The sequence below is a fragment of the Achromobacter sp. 2789STDY5608615 genome (assembly GCF_001298995.1).
Taxonomy (GTDB): Bacteria; Pseudomonadota; Gammaproteobacteria; order Burkholderiales; family Burkholderiaceae_B; genus Achromobacter; species Achromobacter insuavis.
Genome location: NZ_CYTY01000020.1, coordinates 84,123 through 103,281, shown reverse-complemented (window position 1 = coordinate 103,281; position 19,159 = coordinate 84,123). Strand labels below are relative to the sequence as shown.

General features: G+C 69.3%; 16 protein-coding genes. 8 read left to right on the top strand and 8 right to left on the bottom strand.

The genetic code is table 11. The features are described from left to right. The 6 genes from AOZ49_RS18485 to AOZ49_RS18460 form a co-directional block, all read right to left on the bottom strand. Positions 1-2,103: a DNA/RNA non-specific endonuclease gene (locus AOZ49_RS18485; RefSeq protein WP_054477026.1), complete on the bottom strand. Its 2,103-nt coding sequence runs from the start codon at positions 2,101-2,103 to the stop codon at positions 1-3. A 106-nt stretch (positions 2,104-2,209) separates the two neighbouring features. Then, positions 2,210-3,064, bottom strand: coding sequence for a class I fructose-bisphosphate aldolase (locus tag AOZ49_RS18480; protein ID WP_054434670.1), 855 nt, complete (start codon positions 3,062-3,064; stop codon positions 2,210-2,212). 13 nt (positions 3,065-3,077) lie between these two features. Beyond that, positions 3,078-4,058 (bottom strand): aldo/keto reductase, encoded by a 981-nt coding sequence (locus tag AOZ49_RS18475; RefSeq protein WP_054477023.1) that lies wholly within the window; start codon positions 4,056-4,058, stop codon positions 3,078-3,080. After that, a complete protein-coding gene (locus tag AOZ49_RS18470; RefSeq protein ID WP_054434734.1) occupies positions 4,055-5,047 on the bottom strand; it encodes an ABC transporter permease in 993 nt (330 codons plus the stop codon). Before AOZ49_RS18470 ends, AOZ49_RS18475 begins: the two co-directional genes overlap by 4 nt. A 35-nt stretch (positions 5,048-5,082) precedes the next feature. Continuing rightward, on the bottom strand, positions 5,083-6,606 hold the full coding sequence (locus AOZ49_RS18465; protein WP_054477021.1) for a sugar ABC transporter ATP-binding protein: 1,524 nt from the start codon (positions 6,604-6,606) through the stop codon (positions 5,083-5,085). Next, the gene (locus AOZ49_RS18460) at positions 6,603-7,637 is read right to left on the bottom strand and encodes a substrate-binding domain-containing protein (RefSeq protein WP_054477019.1); all 1,035 of its coding nucleotides are present in this window, start codon (positions 7,635-7,637) and stop codon (positions 6,603-6,605) included. The genes AOZ49_RS18465 and AOZ49_RS18460 overlap by 4 nt, the downstream gene beginning before the upstream one ends. 193 nt (positions 7,638-7,830) lie before the next feature. Here AOZ49_RS18460 and AOZ49_RS18455 point away from each other — a divergent pair, with 193 nt between their 5' ends. The 3 genes from AOZ49_RS18455 to AOZ49_RS18445 are packed head-to-tail and all read left to right on the top strand — an operon-like array spanning position 7,831 to position 11,794. After that, positions 7,831-9,321 (top strand): FGGY family carbohydrate kinase, encoded by a 1,491-nt coding sequence (locus tag AOZ49_RS18455; RefSeq protein WP_054477017.1) that lies wholly within the window; start codon positions 7,831-7,833, stop codon positions 9,319-9,321. After that, on the top strand, positions 9,318-11,039 hold the full coding sequence (locus tag AOZ49_RS18450) for a glycerol-3-phosphate dehydrogenase/oxidase (protein WP_054477015.1): 1,722 nt from the start codon (positions 9,318-9,320) through the stop codon (positions 11,037-11,039). Before AOZ49_RS18455 ends, AOZ49_RS18450 begins: the two co-directional genes overlap by 4 nt. Next, a complete protein-coding gene (locus AOZ49_RS18445; protein WP_054434680.1) occupies positions 11,036-11,794 on the top strand; it encodes a GntR family transcriptional regulator in 759 nt (252 codons plus the stop codon). Before AOZ49_RS18450 ends, AOZ49_RS18445 begins: the two co-directional genes overlap by 4 nt. A gap of 85 nt (positions 11,795-11,879) precedes the next feature. Here AOZ49_RS18445 and AOZ49_RS18440 read toward each other — a convergent pair whose 3' ends face one another. Beyond that, positions 11,880-12,458 (bottom strand): hypothetical protein, encoded by a 579-nt coding sequence (locus tag AOZ49_RS18440; protein WP_054434682.1) that lies wholly within the window; start codon positions 12,456-12,458, stop codon positions 11,880-11,882. A 359-nt stretch (positions 12,459-12,817) separates the two neighbouring features. On the opposite strand from AOZ49_RS18440, the gene AOZ49_RS18435 reads away from it, so the two are divergent. From AOZ49_RS18435 to AOZ49_RS18420, 4 genes are all read left to right on the top strand, one after another. Beyond that, positions 12,818-13,528, top strand: coding sequence for a gluconate 2-dehydrogenase subunit 3 family protein (locus AOZ49_RS18435; protein ID WP_054477013.1), 711 nt, complete (start codon positions 12,818-12,820; stop codon positions 13,526-13,528). 3 nt (positions 13,529-13,531) lie between these two features. Continuing rightward, positions 13,532-15,307 carry a GMC family oxidoreductase gene (locus tag AOZ49_RS18430; protein WP_054477011.1) on the top strand — a complete coding sequence of 592 codons (1,776 nt, stop codon included), beginning with the start codon at positions 13,532-13,534 and terminating at the stop codon, positions 15,305-15,307. A 10-nt stretch (positions 15,308-15,317) separates the two neighbouring features. Next, on the top strand, positions 15,318-16,631 hold the full coding sequence (locus AOZ49_RS18425; RefSeq protein WP_054434686.1) for a c-type cytochrome: 1,314 nt from the start codon (positions 15,318-15,320) through the stop codon (positions 16,629-16,631). 142 nt (positions 16,632-16,773) lie between these two features. After that, entirely contained in the window at positions 16,774-17,751 is a 978-nt protein-coding gene (locus tag AOZ49_RS18420; protein WP_054477010.1) for a sensor domain-containing diguanylate cyclase, read from the top strand. A gap of 68 nt (positions 17,752-17,819) precedes the next feature. Here AOZ49_RS18420 and AOZ49_RS18415 read toward each other — a convergent pair whose 3' ends face one another. Further along, on the bottom strand, positions 17,820-18,335 hold the full coding sequence (locus AOZ49_RS18415; RefSeq protein ID WP_054477008.1) for a GNAT family N-acetyltransferase: 516 nt from the start codon (positions 18,333-18,335) through the stop codon (positions 17,820-17,822). Between the two features lie 253 nt (positions 18,336-18,588). On the opposite strand from AOZ49_RS18415, the gene AOZ49_RS18410 reads away from it, so the two are divergent. Then, positions 18,589-19,101 (top strand): P-loop nucleotide/nucleoside kinase family protein, encoded by a 513-nt coding sequence (locus AOZ49_RS18410; RefSeq protein WP_054434692.1) that lies wholly within the window; start codon positions 18,589-18,591, stop codon positions 19,099-19,101. Positions 19,102-19,159: the final 58 nt, after the last annotated feature.

Below are 19,159 nucleotides of genomic sequence, written 5' to 3'. Positions count from 1 at the left end.
CTAGTCGCGCATTGGCTCGGGCAGGCTCAACAGCCGCTCGATGGCGTCGTCGTCGACGGCTTCGGACGCCGCGTCATGGGTGTCGGCGTCGCGCAGCGCCTGCGGAAACGCCAGGCCGGTGGCACCCTCGATCCACGCCAGCGGTTTCTGCTGCATCTTGAACAGCTTGTCGAAATGCAGCACCTCGAAGTCGATGCCGTCGACCAGCTTCTCCTGCGACAGCCGGAAGCCGGTGGCGCGCAGCGCGCCGCGGGCGTCGAACCAGGCCACCACCTTGAAGCAACTGAGCGCGACCTGCACCGAGGCGTAGACCGGATCGTCGTTCAGGAAGATCGGGCCGCTATAGACGCAGATGCGGGCGCTCTTGCCGGACTCGCCTTCCACTCCCTGTTCCAGCAGCATCTGTTCGAGCCGGCCCCATTGGCCGTGGTAGCCCATGATGGCGCGGTTGAACGCCGGCACCTGCGGCACCGCGTTGGCGTAGGAACAGGTCATGTCGGCGGCGGTCTTGGCGGCGGCCAGGGTCGGGCCCCATTCGGCGTCCTCGCGGCGCGACAGGTGGCCGCGATCGAAGCCGCTCTTGGCATACCAGGCGTCGTCCAGCTGGGCGTCGTAGTCGATGCGGTTGTCGCGCAGCCAGCGGTCCTTGCGGGTGCTGTCGTCCAGCTCGGCGTAGCGCTGCTTGCCGTAGACGTTGATGGCGCTGAGCACGGGCACGCGCCGCACGGCGTGCTGCAGGGTGCTGAAGTGGTGGTACTTCAGCACGAAGTCGGCGGGCGCGTCGCCGCGCCGCGCGAGCTTCTTGCGCAGGGCCGCGTTGGGCGCGGGCAGCGGCAGGCGGATGCCCATGAACTGGTCGTCGTAGCCCAGGCAGGCCGAGTAGTCCTGCTCGTCCTCGGCCTTCTTTTCGTAGGCCAGGGCCTGCGGGGCGGCGCCGTCCGTCAGCGCCTGGACGGCGACGGGCTGGTCGGCGCTGATGCGGATGCGGATCTCGATCGGCGCCGGGGCGGCTGGCGTGGCCGGAGCCGCGGCGGGCGGCGGGGTCAGCCCCAATTCGCGCATCGGCGGCAGCGCGGCGGCGGTGAAGGGGCGGGCGTTGGTGTAGGCGGGGCTGCGCAGGGTCTGGATCAGCGGGTGCGGGTCCACCCCGCTGGCGGGCGACAGCAGGTAGGCGACGATGGCGCTGACGCGGATGCCGCGGTTGCTGAGCCACACCAGCCGCGATTCGTCGACGCGGCCGTTCTCGACCGGGATGATCTGGCCGTCCCGGTCCAGGTAGTTGCCCGAGGCGTCCTGCCTGGCCACGCCGGCGCTGTGCAGGGCGATGACCTGCCATTCGTTGTTGAAGACCGCGGCGCCGCTGCTGCCGGGCGCGGTGTCGCTCTGGTAGATCAGGACGTCGGCCAGGCTGTTGTCGACGATCTCGTTGTTGCGCAGCGCCACCTGCTTCTCGCGGCCGTCGGGGTGCTGCACGATGGTGGCGTAGTCGCCCGCGCCGGCCTTGCCCAGCGCGCCGTCCAGCACCAGGTAGCCCTGGTCCGTCAGCGGGCGGCGGCCGCCGACGTCGAGCGGGCGCACCGCCACCAGCGCCAGGTCGAGCGCGGCGTGGGTGTGCAGGAAGGTCTCGGGGTCGAGGGCGTGGGCCACCGGTTCCTGGAGCCGGCCGAGCACGTCGTATTCGTAGCCGAATTCGATCACCGCGCCGTCGGCGAAGGCGGCGAACTCGGCGGCCGTGGCCACCGGGAAGACGTGATGGTTGGTGATCATCAGTTCCGGCGTCACCATGAAGCCGGTGGCGTAGGCGGCGCGGCGCGTCGTCCGGTCCAGGTAGCGGATGCGGCCGACCGCGCGCGCGTGCAGATGGCCCGACAGCAGGTAGTTGCTGGGCAGCAGGTCGTTGGTGCCGATGTAGCGCTCGAACGCCAGGTCGGCGCTTTCGCGGGCGTTGGCCGAGATCATGGCGCGGCGCCGGGCGAAATGCGCGGGGCCATCGAGCTGGAGGGCGGACTCGGCCGCGTTGCGCTGGCGCAGCGCGGCCATGTCGTCGGCGCGCCTGGGGTACGCGGCGGTGGCTTGGGCGAGCAGTTCGACCGGCAGCTTCATGGGCACCTCCGTCAAGGTGCGAAGAGCGTAGCGCGCGGTCGATGACAGGACTATTGCCGAAAAGGCGGAGGTCTGGCGGTGGAGCCCGCCGCCATCCGGCGCGGACTCAGCGGCGTCCGCCGCCGGCCTGGTAGATGTCCCAGGCGCGGGCGGCGTCGGCGTTGTCGTGGATCATGGCCATCAGCGCCCGCACCACCGCCGAGGGATCGGCATGCTGATACACATTGCGGCCGTACACCAGCCCCACGGCGCCCTGGTCCAGCAGTTCGCGCGAGCGGCCGAACACCTGGCGCAGGTCCTCGCGGCCGCCGCCGCGCACCAGCACCGGGCAGCGCGCGGCCTGCACCACTCGGTGGAACTCGCCGGCATGGGTGGTGGGGTCGGCCTTGACGATGTCGGCGCCCATCTCGCGCGCCAGCCGCACCAGCGTCACGATCTTGTCGGCGTCGCCGTCCACCATGTAGCCGCCGCGTTCGGAATGCGGCGCCATCACCAGCGGTTCGATCATCAGCGGCATGCCGTAGCGCTCGCAGTCGGCGCGCACGCGGGCGATGTTGGCGACGCACTGGCGGAACAGGTCGGGCTCGCCGGGCAGCATGAACAGGTTGACGACCACACAGGCCGCGTCCATTTGCACGGCGGGCAGCACCGGGTCGTGCTCGTTCTGCAGCACCGCCCACATGACGCGGTGGATCATGGCGTTGTAGGGGTTGCCCATGTCCAGCCGCATCACCAGCGCGGGCTTGGCGCGGGCGGGATGGTGCTGCAGCAGGTCGGCCTGGCCGTAGTTGAGCTGGATGGCGTCGGGGCCGGCGGCCAGCAGTTGCGCCATGACGGCGGGCATGTCCTCCAGGCCGTCGAGGAAGCTGGGTTCGTTGCAGACGCCATGGTCGACGGCGATGTCAAGGCAACGGCCGGCGGTGAAAAGGCGGTTCAGGCGGGCTTGCTTGAGATGGGGCATGCGGGTTCCTGGTTCAGTCCAGCGCTTGCAGGTGGCGCCGGGCCGCCGCGTCGATGGCGGCGATGTGGGAGGGGGAGAGGCGCAGCAGGGCCGCGCGGGCGTTCTGGGTGGCCTGGCGCGCGTCGCGGGCGCCGCACAGCGCCACGCTGACGCCGCCGGGGCGCGTAGTCCAGGCGATCATCAGTTGCGAGAACGGGCAGTCCAGTTGCCGGCGCAGCGGCTCCAGTTCGTCGAAGAACGCCGCCAGCCGGGCGCGGTTGGCGGCGCCGAAGCGCGGGTTGCCGGCGCGCTGGTCGTCGCCGGTGAATTGCCGCCCCGGGTCGATCGGGCCGGCCAGCAGGCCCAGCGCCAGCGACGAATAGCCGAGGATGCCGACGCCGTGATCGCGGCACAGCGGCATCAGGGTCGATTCGATCTCGCGGTCGATCAGGCTGTAGCGCTCCTGGATGGCGTCGACCGGGCCGTGGCGCAGGTACTCGGCCAGCGTGGCGGTGTCGACGTTGCTGACGCCGATGGCGCGGATCCTGCCCTGGCGCTTCAGGTCGAGCAGCGCGGCCATGGTCTCGGCCACTGGCGTGGTCTCGTCCTGCCAATGGGTGATGTACAGGTCGATGTAGTCGGTGCGCAGGCGCGCCAGGCTCTGTTCGACCTCGTGGAAGATGGAGTCGCGGCCCAGGTGGCGGTGCACCGCCTGGCCGGCCTCGTCGAAGAAATGGCGGCCCTGGCGGGTGTGCCACACCAGCCCGCATTTGGTGGCGACGATGGCCTGCTCGCGCCGGCCTTCCAGGGCGCGGCCGACCAGCGTCTCGGCATGCCCCAGGCCATAGGCCGGCGCGGTGTCGATCAGTTGCACGCCCGCGTCGAGCGAGGCGCGGATGGCGTCGATGGCGGCCGCGTCGTCGTTGCCGCCCCACATCCAGCCGCCCATGGCCCAGGTGCCCAGGCCGACGGACTGGCAGCGGATGCCGGAGCTGCCCAGCGTGATGGTGTTCATCGGTGTCCCTTCTTGACGTTCATGAGATGGTCGACGGTCACCGCGCCCAGCAGGATCAGGCCCTTGACCACGTCCTGCCAGTACGGCGACACGTCCAGCAGGATCAGCGAGCTGGTCACCACCGACAGCAGCGCCAGCCCCAGCACCGCGCCCAGCACGGTGCCCGAGCCGCCCTTGAGGCTGGCCCCGCCGATCACCACCGCGGCGATCACGTTCAGCTCCATGCCGACGCCGAAGGTCGGGGTGGCGGCGCCGAAGCGCGCGGTGTAGACCACGCCGGCCAGCCCGGCCAGCGCCGAGCACAGCACGGTGACCCAGAACTTGACGCGGCCGGTGCGGATGCCGGCGTAGAGCGCGGCCTTTTCGTTGCTGCCGGTGTAGAACACCTTGCGCAGCAGCGCCGAGCGGCGCAGCGCGAAGTCGCTGGCGATGACGATGGCGCCGAAGATCAGGATCACGGCGGGGATGCCGGCGACGTTGCCCTGGCCGATGAACTTGAACGACGGCGGCAGCGAGAACAGCGATTGCGGCGTGCCCTGGGTGATGGCCAGGCACAGCCCGCGCACGATCACCATGAAGGCCAGCGAGGCGATGAAGTGGCTCAGCCCGATGCGCGTGACGCAGCCGCCGATCAGGGCGCCGATGGCGGCGCTGGCCGCGATCGCCGCGAGACCCGCGGTCCACGGGTCCAGCCCCATCAGGAACAGCTTGCCGGTCACCACCATGGCTAGGCACACCACCGAGCCCACCGACAGGTCGATGCCGCCGACGATCACCAGGAAGGTCATGCCCACGACCACGATGCCCTCGATGGAGAACGACAGCAGCATCGCGCGCACGTTCTCCCAGGTCAGGAAGTGGGGCGAGGCGAAACTCATGATCACGCACAGCGCGGCGATGATCAGCAGCAGGCCGGCTTCGCGCAGGCTGGCCAGCCGGTGGCGCAGGCGCGGCGGCGCGTCGGCCGCGGTCGCGCCGGGCGCCAGCATCGCGCCGGCCGAAGGCGGGGAGGGGGGAAGGGTCATCATGGCGTCTCCTGTGCGCCCAGGCCGGAGGCCAGCCTCAGCAGCTTTTCTTCAGTCATGTCGGCCGCGGCCAGTTCGCCGGCCAGGGCGCCGTTGCGGATCACCAGCGCGCGGTCGCACAGGCCGATGATCTCGGGCAGTTCGGAAGAGATCACCGCCACGCCCACGCCCTGGTCGGCCAGTTCACGCAGCAGGTGGTGGATCTCGGATTTGGCGCCCACGTCCACGCCGCGCGTCGGTTCGTCCATCAGCAGCACGGCGGGGCGCGTTGCCAGCAGCTTGGCGATGGCGACCTTCTGCTGGTTGCCGCCCGACAGGCAGCTGGCGTCCTGCTCGACGCTCGCGGCCTTGAGCTTGAGGCGCGCGCCCAGCTCGGCGGCCAGCCGCCGCTCGGCCGCGCGCCGCAACAGGCCGAAGCGGCCGCTGACGCGGGCCAGCGCCATCGACGACACGTTGCGCTCGATCGGCATGTCCAGGAACAGGCCGGCGGCCTTGCGGTCCTCGCTCAGGTAGGCGATGCCATGGCGCAGGGCGTCGGCATAGCGCCGCAGCCGCAGGGGCTGGCCGCGCAGGCTGACCGAGCCGCGGCGCGCGCGCCGCAGGCCGCAGACGGTTTCGGCCAGCTCGCTGCGGCCGGCGCCCATCAGCCCCGAGATGCCGAGGATCTCGCCACGCCGCAACGTGAACGAAATGCCGTGCACGCGCGCGCCGTCGTCCAGGTCCGTGACTTCCAGTACGGTCTCGGGCGGCTGGCCGCCGTCGGCGGCGCGCGGCGGATGGTAGTTGCCCAGGTCGCGCCCGACCATGCGGCGCACCAGCGCGTCGGGCGTCAGCTCGGACAGGGCGCCGCAGTGCACGTCGCGGCCATCGCGCAGCACGGTGACGCGGTCGCAGTGCGCGAAGATCTCGGCCATGCGGTGGCTGATGTAGATGATGCCGATGCCTTGCGCCTTCAGCCCGTGCAGCACGCGGAACAGCGCGGCCGACTCGACTTCGGTCAGCGCCGCCGTCGGTTCGTCCAGGATCAGCACCTTGCAGTCCAGCGTCAGGGCGCGCGCGATCTCGACCAGTTGCTGGCTGGAGATGCCCAGCTGGTCGACCCGCAGGCCCGGGTCGATGTCCTGGCCCAGCCGCCCCAGCACTTCGCGGGCGCGCCGGTTCAGGCCGGCGTAGTCCATCCAGGCTCCGCGCTGGGTGTTGATGTGGGGCATGAACAGGTTCTCGGCCACCGTGGCGTCGCCGCACAGCGCGATTTCCTGGTGCACCAGGCCGATGCCCAGCCGCATGGCGTGGGCCGGGCCGTCGATCACCACGCGCCGGCCTTCGAGCAGGATGGCGCCGTCGTCGGGCTGGTGGATGCCGTCGATGATCTTCATCAGCGTCGACTTGCCGGCGCCGTTCTCGCCGCACAGGGCGTGGATCTCGCCCCGTTGCAGCGAGAAGCGCACGCCGGCCAGCGCCTGCGAGGCGCCGAAGTGCTTGCTGATGCCCTGCAGCTCCAGCAGGGGCGCGGCCGCCGTCATTCGTTGATGCCCTTGGTGCCGCGCCGCGCCAGGTACTTGTCCCAATAGAAGTCGTCGGCGTTGGCCTTGCTGACGATCGACAGGCCGTTGTCCAGGAACGGCACCGCCATCGGGTTGGTGCCGTTGCGCCTGGCGTCGCTCATCGGGTCGATCAGCTGCTGGTTGCGCGCCAGGAACAGCAGCATCATGCCCATGTAGCCCTGCACGCCCTGGTTCGGGTTGACCGAGCCGTAGACCTCGCCGGACTTGATCATGTCCAGGATCTTGGCGTTGACGTCGCAGCACAGCACCTTGATGTTCTTCTTGGTCTCGATGCTGGCCTGGGCCGCGCCCAGCGCCGAGTTGGCCTCGGGCATGAACAGCGCGCCCAGGCCGGGGTTGCCCTGCGCCAGGCTCAGCGTGGCCTGGTAGGCCTTGTTGGGATCCTGGTTGCTGGCCGCGCGGCCCACCAGTTTCATGCCGGGGTGCTGGGTCTTCATGCGGTTGATGAAGGCCGCGATGCGGCGGTCGTGGTTGTCCTGGCCGGGGTTCTCCAGCACCGCGTATTCGCCCTTGCCGCCCAGCGCGGCGGCGATCGCGTCGGCCGCCTGCGCGCCTTCGCGCTCGTTGTCCGAGGTCACGAACGAGACCCGCTTGGAATTGGGCGAGTCGGCGGCGAAGGTCACCACCGGGATGCCCATGGCGGCGGCGCGGTTGATGGGCTCGATGAACGGATCGGGGTTCATCGGATGCAGCAGGATGCCGGCCGGCTTGCGCGCCAGTTCCTGCTCGAACGAGGCCAGCTGCTTGTTGACGTCGTATTCCGGGGTGCCGGAATAGCGCGTGCGCACGCCGAGCGACTGGCCCAGCTGCTTCATCATTTCGTACACCGGAAACCAGTACTCCACGCCCGACACCATCACGTTCATCACGTAGACGTCATTGGCGTTGCCGCGCAGCCCGGGGGCCTGCGGCGCGGACTGCGCAAAGGCATTGGCGCTGGCCAGGCCCGCGCCCGCCGCCGCCACGGTCTTCAGGAAATCTCGTCTCATGTTCTCCGCTCCTCGTCCTTGCACTGATCCAGTGGGCTTGCGGCCCGGGAACCTGCTGATGATGCGTCTTGGGGCTGATTAGTTGTTATGACATCGTTGCCCTGGTCGCTGCACTATATGGCAGCCGAAATTTTTAGATTACTAGGGGAAACACTGCTATTCTCCAAAAAAATTCCGTAGACAATGTTATGACATGAGAACAGACATCTACCTCGGGATCGACATGGGCTCCACGGGCCTGAAGGCGGTTGCCTTCGCGGCCGGGAGCGGGGCCACGCTGGCGGCCGCGGGCGGCGCGCTGCCTTACCGGCAATTGCCGCAGGGCGGCTGCGAGCTGGCCGCCGACGCCATCGTGGCGGCGCTGGCCCGGGCGCTGCAGGGCGTGGCCGATCAGCTCGGCGCGCGGGTGCGCGACATCCGCGCCCTGAGCTGCACCGGCCATGGCGCGGGGCTGTACCTGCTGGACCCGCATGGCCAGTTGCTGGGCGCGCGCGCCGTGGCCTCGACCGACCAGCGCGCCGCGGCCCGGGCCCGCGCGCTGGGCGAACGCGCGGGCGATGCGCTGTATGACGAGGTCGGTTGCCGGCCATGGTCGGGCCAGTCCTCGCTGATCGCGGCCGAGTTGCTGGGCGCCGATCCCGGACTGCGCGACCGCGCCCGCCATCTGCTGTTCGCCAAGGACTACCTGACCTTCCTCCTGACCGGCGAGATCGCCACCGACGCCAGCGACGCCAGCACGGCGGGCCTGCTGGCGCTGCGCGATGGCGGCTGGTCGTCACTGGCGTTCGAGGCCGCCGGCCTGGCCGACCTGGGCGCGCGCGCGCCGGCGCCGATCGTGGCGGCCGGCAGCGTGGTCGGGCGGGTGTCGGCGGCCGCCGCGGCGGCCTTCGGCCTGCCGCCGGGCATCCCCGTGGCGATGGGCGCGATCGACCTGTTGGCCTCGCTGCGGGCCGTGGGCGCGGAACGCCAGGGCCACGCGGTGGCGGTGCTGGGCACCTGGTGCGTCAACGCCGTGGTGGCGCCCACGCGTGAACCCAAGCCCGAGGTCGGCGCCATCGTCAGCTTTGGCGACCCGGCGCGGCGGCTGTACCTGGAGAACAGCCCGTCTTCCATGGCCAACGTCGCCTGGGCGGCGCGCGCGCTGCAGTTCGCCGACGCCGCCGCCGTGGTCGAGTGCGCCATGTCCGTGCCGCTGGGCGCCGAGGGCCTGCGCTTCCTGCCGTTCATCAATGGCGGCAACTGGCCCGCGGGCGCCAGCGCCGGCTTCGTCGGGCTGCAGGCGCAGCACACCCGCGCCCACATGGCGCGCGCCGTGGTCGATGGCGTGGCGGCCTGGCATGCCTGGCACCTGAAGCGGCTGGCGGCCCTGGGCCTGGGCGCGCCGGGCCGGGTGGCGGCGCTGGGCGGCGGCGCGCGCGACCAGCGCATGGCGCGCTTGCTGGCGGGCTTTCTCGGCCACGCGGTCGAACGCTGCGGCGACGACGAGACGGGCGCCCGCGGCGCGGCCGGCTATGCGGCCCTGTCGCAAGGGCTGGACGCCGCCGATTGCCTGCCGGCGCCGTGCGAGCAGGTGGCGCCGGATCCGCATGAGCAGGCGGCCCATACCGATTTCTACGGACAGTTCCACCGCGTGGTGGAGAGCCTGGCGCCGGCCTTCGGCCAACTCTCGGGAGCGGCGCGATGACCCCCGGCGCCTCGGTCTACGCGCGCCCGGCGGCGCTGGCGGGCCGCCATTTCTCGACCGTGATCGTCGGCGCCGGCGTCAACGGCGCCGGCGTGTTCCGCGACCTGTCGCTGCAAGGCGTGGATTGCCTGATCGTCGACAAGGCCGACATCGCCGCCGGCGCCAGCAGCGCGCCGTCGCGCATGATCCATGGCGGCCTGCGCTATCTGGAGAGCGGCGCGTTCTCGCTGGTGGCCGAGGCCACGCGCGAACGCAACCTGTTGCTGCGCAACGCCGCGCACCTGGTGCGGCCGCTGGAAACCGTGGTGCCGCTGTCGAGCCGCTTCGGCGGCCTGGTGGGCAGCGTGCTGCGCTTCGCGGGCTTCAGCGCCTCGCCCGGCGCGCGCGGCCTGTGCGTGGTGGGATTGGGCCTGCGGCTGTACGACCGGCTGGGCCGGCGCCAGCGCGTCATGCCCGAGCACCGCATCGCGCGCGTGCCGGCCGCCGACGGCGCGCTGTTCGGCGCCGCGGTGCGCTGGACCGCGACCTACTACGACGCCTGGATCCGCCATCCCGAATGGCTGGTGCTGGAGCTGATCCACGACGGCCATCGCGACCAGCCGGCCTCGGCCGCCGCCAACTATTGCAGCGTCACCGCCTGCCAGGGGCGCAGCGTGACGCTGCGCGACGAACTCACCGGCGAATCGGTGCGGGTCACCGCCGACACCGTGGTCAACGCCACCGGCGCCTGGCTCGACCGCTCGGCCAGCGCGCTGCAAGGGGCCGGCTCGCGCGTCATGGGCACCAAGGGGTCGCACCTGATCCTGGACCATCCCGCGCTGCGCGACGCCCTGCGCGGCCGCATGGCGTATTTCGAGGCCTCGGACGGCCGCGTCTGCATCGTCTATCCGTTCCTGGACCGGGCGCTGGTCGGCTCCACCGACATTCCGGTCGACGATCCCGACCAGGCCGCCACCGAACCGGCCGAGGTCGACTATCTGCTGGACGTGTTGCGCGAGGTCTTTCCGCGCCTGGATTTCGGTCCCGGCGACGTGGTCTACACTTACGTCGGCGTGCGGCCCCTGGCGCAGTCCGGGGCCGACAAGCCCGGCCAGATCTCGCGCGACCACGCGGTGGCGATCGACCCGCCCAATGGCGCGCGCGAGGTGCCGCTGGTGTGCCTGGTGGGCGGCAAGTGGACCACCTTCCGTTCGCTGGCGCAGGCAGCGGCCGACGCGGTGCTGCGGCAACTGGGCCGCCCGCGCGCGCGGTCCACCGAAAGCCTGGCCATCGGCGGCGGCGCGGATATGCCCGCCGACGCGCCGGCCCGGGAACGCTTCGTCGACGGCATCGCGCAGGCCAGCGGATTGGGCCGCGCGCGCGTGGCCGAACTGGTCAACCGCTATGGTTCCCGCGCGCAGGCGCTGGCGGCGCGTTTCGCCGCCGAAGGCGACGCGCCGCTGCGGCACGCGCCGGACCATTCGGCGGCCGAGGTCCGTTTCCTGTGCCGCGAGACGGCCGTGCAGCACCTGGCCGATCTGGTGATCCGCCGCACGCTGCTGGCCATCCGCGGCCGCGTCACCGCCGCGCTGGCGGCCGAGCTGGCCGCCATCGCCGCGGCCGAGCTGGGTTGGAGCGCGGCGCGGCGCGAGCAAGAATTGCAGGCCTGCATCGATACGCTGCGGGACCGGCACCGTGTTCAATTTTCCGCTTCGATTCCAAGTCCCATCACGTTATGAGCAGCCTTACTCCGACCGAAGACACCGTGCTGGACCGCAGCGCCGGCGCCCCGCTATGGACCCAGTTCCGCGACGTGGTGCGCGGCAAGATCCTGCAGGGCGAGCTGGCCGTGGGCGCCAAGCTGCCGACCGAGGCCGAGTTCGGCGAGCAGTACGGCATCTCGCGCATCGTGGTGCGCGAGGCGCTGGCCGACCTGGTGCGCAACGGCCTGATCTACAAGATCCGCGGGCAGGGCGCGTTCGTCTCGGCGCGCGAGCGCGACGAGGACTTCGTTTCGACCGTGCTGGGCTTTTCCGATGAGATGGAGCGCAAGGGCCGCACCGTGCGCACCCAGGTGTTGCTGCAGGAACTGCGCGCGCCAAGCGAACGCGAGATGACGTCGCTCGGCCTGGCCGAGGACGCGCAGGTCGTCGCGCTCAAGCGCCTGCGCAGCGTCGATGGCGAGTTGCAGCTGCTGGTGGAAACCGCGGTGCCCGCCGACCTGGCGCCGGGGCTGAATCGCACCCGCCTGGACAACCGCTCGCTTTACGATGTGCTGCGGCGCCAGTACGGCCTGCGCATCGTGCGCGCCGAACGCTGGATCGACGCGGTGCTGCCGGATGCGGAGACCTGCGCCTTGCTGGGCATGACCGAGCCCGAACCGCTGCTGCGCATCGAGTCGATCGCTTACGGCGCCAACGGCCGGCCGCTGGAGCATTACCGCGCGCTGCACCGCTGCAAGTCCAGCCGCCTGCACGTGCAGACCACGACCTGAAGCCGGCCGGCCCGCGGGGCGCGGCATGCCCATGGCGCGGGTGGACAGTCCCTGATGGCCGATCCTGCGGGGAAGGGACCGCGCTTCAGGCCGCGCCGGTCGCGCGCAGCACCCACCACGCCAGTCCCACCACCACGGCCACCAGCACGATGCGGCGCAGGCCGCTGCCGCCGCGCGGCACCGCGCCCGGCGCGGATGCGTCGACGCCGGATGCCGCCGCCGAGGCGCCGGCGGGCGCCGCGTCGCGCACGTCGGGGATATCCGTTTCCATGATGAATTCGGGCTTGGCCTGGCTGGTCGGCGCGTCCGCGCCCATCAGGCCGCCAATATCCAGGCCGGCCTCGCGCAGCGTGTCCCACAAGCCGTCGTGGGCCAGGCCGTTGCGCAGCGCTTCGATGCGTTCGCGTTCCTCGCGCGGCACCTCGTCCAGGCTGTCGTAGCGGCGGCCATTCACCGTGACCGCGCCATCCTTGATCTCGACATTGAACGGCCCGTCGCCATCGTCGCCGGCGTAACGCCATTGCTCACTGACGCGGGCCCCGTCGCCGAGGCCCGCGCCGCGCAGCGCCTCGATGGCGTCGCGGTGTTCGCTCGACAGGCCGCTGGATATCGTCCAACTGCGGGTGGTGGTCGTGCTGCGCCAGGTATTGTTCTTTTCCGTCATCGAATGGTTTCCGTGAGTAACGTTTGTTATCCGGCGGCAGGCGGGCCAGCGCGGGCCGCGCGCGCACTCGCGCACTATACAGAGCAGGGGCTGTTTTGCATTCTTCTGACAGTGTCCTTAATGCAAAAGTAAATCCCAAGTCAAGAAAATCGATCTGATACGGTCGGGAGAGCAGATCAGTTGGTCTGAAAAGCGCATAATGAGGGCCACCTTTCCTTGCGTCCCTTTTCAAGGATCGGCCTGCTTTTCAGTAACGAAGAAGAGCGTGTTGTCACCAGGGCGCCGCCCGGCAGTTCGTGTTTCCAGAGTTCATGTTCGGCTGCGCGCTAGGACGACTTGGAATTTTCACGGAGATGTCCATGACAGAAGACACAAAGCCGCGCAGGCGGTTTCTGCAGGCGTTGGCCATCGTGCCGGCCTCGACGCTGGCGGCCGGCGTGGTCGCCGGCTGTAGCAACGCCGCCGATGGCGGCGCGGCCCGCGCGGCCAAGGCCTACGAGCCCACTTACTTCACCAAGCCCGAATGGAACTTCATCGTGGCCGCGGTCGATCACCTGATCCCCGCGGGCCAGTACGGTCCCGGCGCCATCGAGGCCGGCGTGCCGGAGTTCATCGATCGCCAGATGGAAACGCCTTATGGCCACGGCAAGCTCTGGTACATGCAGGGGCCGTTCCATCCCGACGTGGCGCCCGAACTGGGCTACCAGCTCAACCAGAACCCGCGCGAGGTCTACCGCCACGGCATCGAGGCCTGTGACGCGTGGTGCAAGAAGACCCACGGCAAGCTCTATGCCGAACTGGACAAGCCGCAGCAGGAACAGATCCTGAAGGACCTGCAGGCCGGCAAGATCGAGTTCGAGACCGTGCCCGCCAAAACGTTCTTCAGCTTCCTCCTGGGCAACACCAAGGAGGGCTTCTTCGCCGATCCGATGTACGGCGGCAACAAGAACATGGTGGGGTGGAAGATGGTGGGCTTCCCGGGCGCGCGCGGCGACTACATGGACTGGGTCGACCAGCCCAACGCCAAGTACCCCTACGGGCCCGTGTCGATCTCCGGGGATAAGGGGTAAGCCATGGCGATCAAGAAAGACAAAGTGGACGCGGTGCTGGTCGGGTTCGGCTGGACCGGCGCGATCCTGGGCCAGGAACTGACCGAGGCCGGCCTGCACGTGCTGGCGCTGGAACGCGGCGCCATGCAGGACACCCCCAAGGACGCGGAATATCCCAAGGTGCTGGACGAGCTGGCGTACTCCGTGCGCGGCAAGCTGTTCCAGGACCTGTCCAAGGAGACCGTGACGATACGGCATGGCGTCGACGACGTGGCCGTGCCGTATCGCCAGAATGGCTCCTTCCTGCTGGGCACCGGCGTCGGCGGCGCGGGCTTCCACTGGAACGGCATGCACTACCGCACGCTGCCCGAGGAGCTGGAACTGCGCACGCGCTACGAAACGCGCTACGGCAAGAGCTTCATTCCCGAAGGCATGACCATCCAGGACTTCGGCGTCACCTACGACGAACTGGAGCCGTACTTCAGCAAGTTCGAATACGTCTGCGGCACCTCCGGCAAGGCCGGCAACCTCAACGGCCAGATCGTCGAGGGCGGCAACCCGCTGGAAGGCAAGCGCAGCAAGGAATTCCCGCTGCCGCCGCTGGCCAACACCTACGGCGCCCAGCTGTTCGAGAAGGCCGCGCGCGAAGTGGGCTTCCATCCGTATCCGGCGCCCGCGGCCAACGCCTCCGGCCCATACACCAACCCGTACGGCGTGCGCCTGGGCCCCTGTAATTTCTGCGGATTCTGCGAGAACTACGGCTGCTACATGTATTCGAAGGCCTCGCCGCAGACCACCATCCTGCCGGTGCTGCTGAAAAAGCCCAACTTCGAACTGCGCACCCACTCGCACGTCATCAAGGTCAACCTCGATTCGACCGGCAAGAAGGCCGTCGGCGTGACCTACATCGACGCCCAGGGCCGCGAGATCGAGCAGCCGGCCGACCTGGTGATCCTGTCGGCCTACCAGATGCACAACGTGCGCCTGCTGCTGCTGTCGGGCATCGGCAAGCCCTACGATCCCAAGACCAACGAAGGCGTGGTCGGCAAGAACTACGCCTACCAGATGAACGGCGCGGTCAACGTGCTGCTGCCCAAGGGCACCCAGCTCAACCCGTTCGTCGGCACCGGCGCCGGCGGCGTCGGCATGGATGACCTGAACGGCGACCAGTTCGACCACGGCCCGCTCGGCTTCGTCGGCGGCGCCAGCATCCGCCACGTGCGCTACGGCGGCCGTCCCATCAAGATGACGCCCACCACGCCCGGCACCCCGTCCTGGGGCACCGCCTGGAAGGCCGGCGTGCAGGACGCCTACCAGCGCTACATGGCCATCGGCATCTCCGGTTCGGTGATGTCGTACCGCGACGCCTATCTGTCGCTGGACCCGACCTACAAGGACAGCTTCGGCCAGCCCCTGCTGCGCATGACGTTCGATTGGCACGACAACGAATTCGACATGCTGGGCTACATGGGCAAGCGCATGGAGGACGTGGCCAAGGCCATGAAGCCCGAGAAGCACTTCGTCGCCGTGCGCAAGAAGGGCGCGCGCTACGACACCCGGGTCTACCAGAGCACGCACAACACCGGCGGCGCCATCATGGGCGCCAACCCCAAGGAAAGCGTGGTCAACAAGTACCTGCAGAGCTGGGACGTGTCCAACGTGTTCGTGATGGGCGCCTGCGTGTTCCCGCAGAACATGGGCTACAACCCGACCGGCCTGGTGGGCGCACTGGCGTACTGGGCCGCGCAAGCGATCCGCGACCAGTGCCTGAAGAACCCCGGCCCGCTGGTCCAGGCGTAAGGAGCCGACAATGATGAAGAAAACCATTGTTGCCGCGCTCTCGATCCTGGCTTGCGGCACCGGCTGGGCCGCCGACGGCACGCCCGCCACCGCGGATGCGCAGCGCATCAAGCAGGGCGAATACCTGTCGCGCGCCGGCGACTGTATCGCCTGCCACACCGCCAAGGACGGCAAGCCGTTCGCCGGCGGCCTGGGCATCGAGTCGCCGCTGGGCACCATCTATTCCACCAACATCACGCCCGACAAGGACACGGGCATCGGCAACTACACGCTGGAGGACTTCGACCGCGCCGTGCGCCATGGCGTGGCCAAGGATGGCCACTCGCTGTATCCGGCCATGCCGTATACCGCTTACGCCAAGGTCACGCCGGATGACGTCAAGGCCCTGTACGCCTACTTCATGCACGGCGTCGAGCCGGTCAAGCAGGCCAACAAGGACACCGACATCACCTGGCCGTTGTCGATGCGCTGGCCGCTGGGCGTGTGGCGCTGGATGTTCGCGCCCGATGTCGTCACGGCGCCGGTCACCGCCCCGGCCAGCGACGCCGACAAGGTGGCGCTGCTGCGCGGCCAGTACCTGGTCGAGGGCCTGGGCCATTGCAGCACCTGCCACACGCCGCGCGGCTTCGCCCTGCAGGAAAAGGCGTTGACCGACGCCGACGGCTCGGCCTTCCTGTCCGGCGGCGTGGTCGAGGGCTGGCTCGCCAAGAACCTGCGCGGCGACATGACCGACGGCCTGGGCAGCTGGAGCAAGGAGGACATTGCCGCCTTCCTGAAATCCGGCCGCAACGGCCACTCGGCCGCGTTCGGCGGCATGGCGCAGGTGGTGCAGGACAGCACCCAGCATCTGACCGACGCCGACGTCAACGCCATCGCGGTCTACCTGAAGAGCCTGCCGCCGGTGAACAAGAACGCCACCAAGCCGCTCGCCTACAACGACACCGTGGCGCAGGCCCTGCGCACCGGCAAGGATACGAGCGACGGCGCCATGACGTTCCTGAACAACTGCGCGGCCTGCCACCGCAGCACCGGCAAGGGCTACGCGGAGACCTTCCCGCAGCTCGCGCTGAGCTCGACCGTGAACTCGGCCGATCCCGCCTCGCTGATCCACATCGTGCTCAAGGGCGCGCAGATGCCGGGGACCTCGGCGGCGCCCACGGCGTATGCGATGCCGGGCTTCGACTGGCGCCTGACCGACAAGGAAGTCGCCGACGTGGTGACCTTCGTGCGCGCCAGCTGGGGCAACGAAGGCGCGGCGGTCAGCGCGTCGGACGTGGCCAAGGTCCGCAAGGACGTGGGCGCGGCCAAGGCGCCGGTCAGGTAGGCGGCCTTGCCGGCAGGCGGCAAGCCTGCGTTGTTCCCAGATTCGCCCGCTTCGCCGGGCGAATTTTTTTTCGGCCTGTCGAGGGATCGCGCCGGGTTCAGGCTACAGTGGCTGGTGCATGTGGATCGAGGATGGATCGGGTATGGCCGACGAAGGCAGATTGCTAGATGACAACGCGGTGTACAGAACTTTGCTGGAGTCGACCAAGGCGATTCCCTGGAAGATCGATTGGGCCACGATGAAGTTCGCCTATATCGGTCCCCAGATCGAGGCGCTGTTGGGCTGGACGGTGGATAGCTGGGTGAGCGTCGAGGACTGGGCCATGCGCATGCACCCGGAAGACCGCGAGTACGTGGTGAATTTCTGCGTCTCCCAATCCCGGGCCGGCGTCGACCATGAGGCCGACTACCGGGCGCTGACCAAGGACAACGGTTATGTATGGATCCGCGACGTTGTGCACGTCGTGCGCAACGCCAGCGGCGAGGTCGATGCGCTGATCGGCTTCATGTTCGACATCACCGAGCGCAAGAAGACCGAGGAAAAGCTGCTGAACCTGCAAAAGGAGCTGGAGGACCTGTCCTTCAAGGATGGCTTGACGAACATTGCCAACCGGCGTCGCTTCGACAGTGGTTTTGAACGGGAGTGGGAGCGCGCGGGCAACGAACGCAAGCCGTTGTCGGTGTTGTTGCTCGACGTCGATTTTTTCAAGCAGTACAACGATCTCTACGGCCACTCACAGGGCGACCAATGCCTGGTGGAGATCGCCCAGACGCTGAGCCTGGCATTGGACGGGCCGCGCGATCTGGTGGCGCGCTATGGCGGCGAAGAGTTTGTCGTGCTGCTGCCCGAGGCGGATGCGGAAATCGCGCGCAAGGTTGCCGAACGTTGCCAGCGCTTGCTGCAGAAAAAGGCGATCGTGCATGCGCTGTCACCGCATGGCAGGCGGGTCACCGTCAGCATCGGCGCGGGCACGGTGGTGCCGGATGGGCGCGCGGACCGCGCCGGCTTCATCAGGACCGTGGACCAGCAGCTGTACGCGGCCAAGAACAACGGGCGCGACCGGATCGAGCACGTGCGGTGGGGGGGGGGCTGCTTGAGGCGATCCGGGCGATCCGGGTGATCCGGGCGGGCAGGGTGGCGCGGGCGGGCTGCGGGCTGGCAGCAGCATGGCTCCAGGCGCCGCGCGGCCTACAACGGCCGCTCGTAGCGCCGCGCCTGCACTTCGATGCCGCCGATCTGGTCGCTTTCGGTGCCGGTGTTGCGCCAGCCCTGGCGCTCGTAGAAATCGATGGCGCGGGTGTTGCCTTCGAGCGCGTACAGATACAGCCGCGACGCGCCGCGGGCGCGGGCCCAGGCCTCGGCCTGCGCCACCATCAGCTTGCCGGCGCCGGTGCCTTGCCAGGGCGGCAGCACGTGCAGGTTGTCCAGCAGCACCTCGCCGGGATGGCCGTGCTCCTGCTTGACGCAGACGAAGCCGATCGGCTGGCCGTCCTGTTCGGCGATGAACACGGCCTGCGCATCGGTGTCGGCCTCGCGCATCTGGTCCTGCCAATGGACCATGCGGTTGTCGGCCAGGCCGGCGTCGAGAAAGCCGTCCGGCAGCAGGCCGCGATAGGTGACGGCCCAGCTGGCCGCGTGCATGGCGGCAATGGCGTCGGCGTCGCGGGCGGTGGCCTGGCGCAGGGTGACGGCGGAGCGGGACATGGATTCCTTGCGGGGCGATGGAGGAGGATCCGGCCTGGCGCGTGACCAGGGCGATCATGCTGCCGGAGGAGTTTGACAGGTTTACCGGCGTCCAGCATCATCGTGCCATGAACCGTCCGCGCCGCCCGTCCGCCCTGATTATTCGCCCCGCTGGGACCTCGGTGGGGTAGCGCGCGTCGGATCATCGCTACATCAACCCGCCAATGGCGGGTTTTTTGTTGGCCCGCCCATTGGTCTTTTCCAGAGGCAGTCCATGCAATCGAACGCGTCTTCCGTGTCATCCCCCGCCGAACCGGTGCTGCATTTCCTGTGCGGCAAGATCGGCGCCGGCAAGTCCACCCTGGCGGCGCAACTGGCGTCGCGGCCGCGCACCGTGCTGATCAGCGAGGATGCCTGGCTGGCGGCGTTGTATCCGGGCGAGATCCGCGAGGTGGCCGACTATGCCCGCTGCGCCGGCCGCCTGCGTCAGGCGATGGGCGGCCACGTCGCCGCGCTGGCGGCGGCGGGGCTGTCTGTAGTGCTGGATTTTCCGGCCAATACCCGCGCCAGCCGGGCCTGGCTGCGCGAGGCGGCGCAGGCCGCCGGCTGCCGTCACCAGCTGCATTTCCTGGACCTGCCCGACGCGGTCTGCAAGGCGCGGCTGCGCGCGCGCAACGAATCCGGCACGCATCCCTTCACGACCAGCGAGGCGCAGTACGACGCGATCACGGCGTATTTCGTGGCGCCGCAGGACGATGAGGGGTTCGAGATCGTGCGTCACGCATAGGTATAAGCCGAGGGGGCGGCAGGCGAGTCGGCCTGCTATGATTACTGGATAAATACCC

Coding starts and splice junctions, on each gene's coding strand:
- AOZ49_RS18470 (WP_054434734.1), bottom strand. CDS start 5,047: ATGCTGGCGCCCGGCGCGACCGCGGCCGACGCGCCGCCGCGCCTGCGC.
- AOZ49_RS18465 (WP_054477021.1), bottom strand. CDS start 6,606: ATGACGGCGGCCGCGCCCCTGCTGGAGCTGCAGGGCATCAGCAAGCAC.
- AOZ49_RS18455 (WP_054477017.1), top strand. CDS start 7,831: ATGAGAACAGACATCTACCTCGGGATCGACATGGGCTCCACGGGCCTG.
- AOZ49_RS18480 (WP_054434670.1), bottom strand. CDS start 3,064: ATGCCCCATCTCAAGCAAGCCCGCCTGAACCGCCTTTTCACCGCCGGC.
- AOZ49_RS18460 (WP_054477019.1), bottom strand. CDS start 7,637: ATGAGACGAGATTTCCTGAAGACCGTGGCGGCGGCGGGCGCGGGCCTG.
- AOZ49_RS18450 (WP_054477015.1), top strand. CDS start 9,318: ATGACCCCCGGCGCCTCGGTCTACGCGCGCCCGGCGGCGCTGGCGGGC.
- AOZ49_RS18435 (WP_054477013.1), top strand. CDS start 12,818: ATGACAGAAGACACAAAGCCGCGCAGGCGGTTTCTGCAGGCGTTGGCC.
- AOZ49_RS18440 (WP_054434682.1), bottom strand. CDS start 12,458: ATGACGGAAAAGAACAATACCTGGCGCAGCACGACCACCACCCGCAGT.
- AOZ49_RS18425 (WP_054434686.1), top strand. CDS start 15,318: ATGATGAAGAAAACCATTGTTGCCGCGCTCTCGATCCTGGCTTGCGGC.
- AOZ49_RS18475 (WP_054477023.1), bottom strand. CDS start 4,058: ATGAACACCATCACGCTGGGCAGCTCCGGCATCCGCTGCCAGTCCGTC.
- AOZ49_RS18410 (WP_054434692.1), top strand. CDS start 18,589: ATGCAATCGAACGCGTCTTCCGTGTCATCCCCCGCCGAACCGGTGCTG.
- AOZ49_RS18430 (WP_054477011.1), top strand. CDS start 13,532: ATGGCGATCAAGAAAGACAAAGTGGACGCGGTGCTGGTCGGGTTCGGC.
- AOZ49_RS18445 (WP_054434680.1), top strand. CDS start 11,036: ATGAGCAGCCTTACTCCGACCGAAGACACCGTGCTGGACCGCAGCGCC.
- AOZ49_RS18420 (WP_054477010.1), top strand. CDS start 16,774: ATGGCCGACGAAGGCAGATTGCTAGATGACAACGCGGTGTACAGAACT.
- AOZ49_RS18485 (WP_054477026.1), bottom strand. CDS start 2,103: ATGAAGCTGCCGGTCGAACTGCTCGCCCAAGCCACCGCCGCGTACCCC.
- AOZ49_RS18415 (WP_054477008.1), bottom strand. CDS start 18,335: ATGTCCCGCTCCGCCGTCACCCTGCGCCAGGCCACCGCCCGCGACGCC.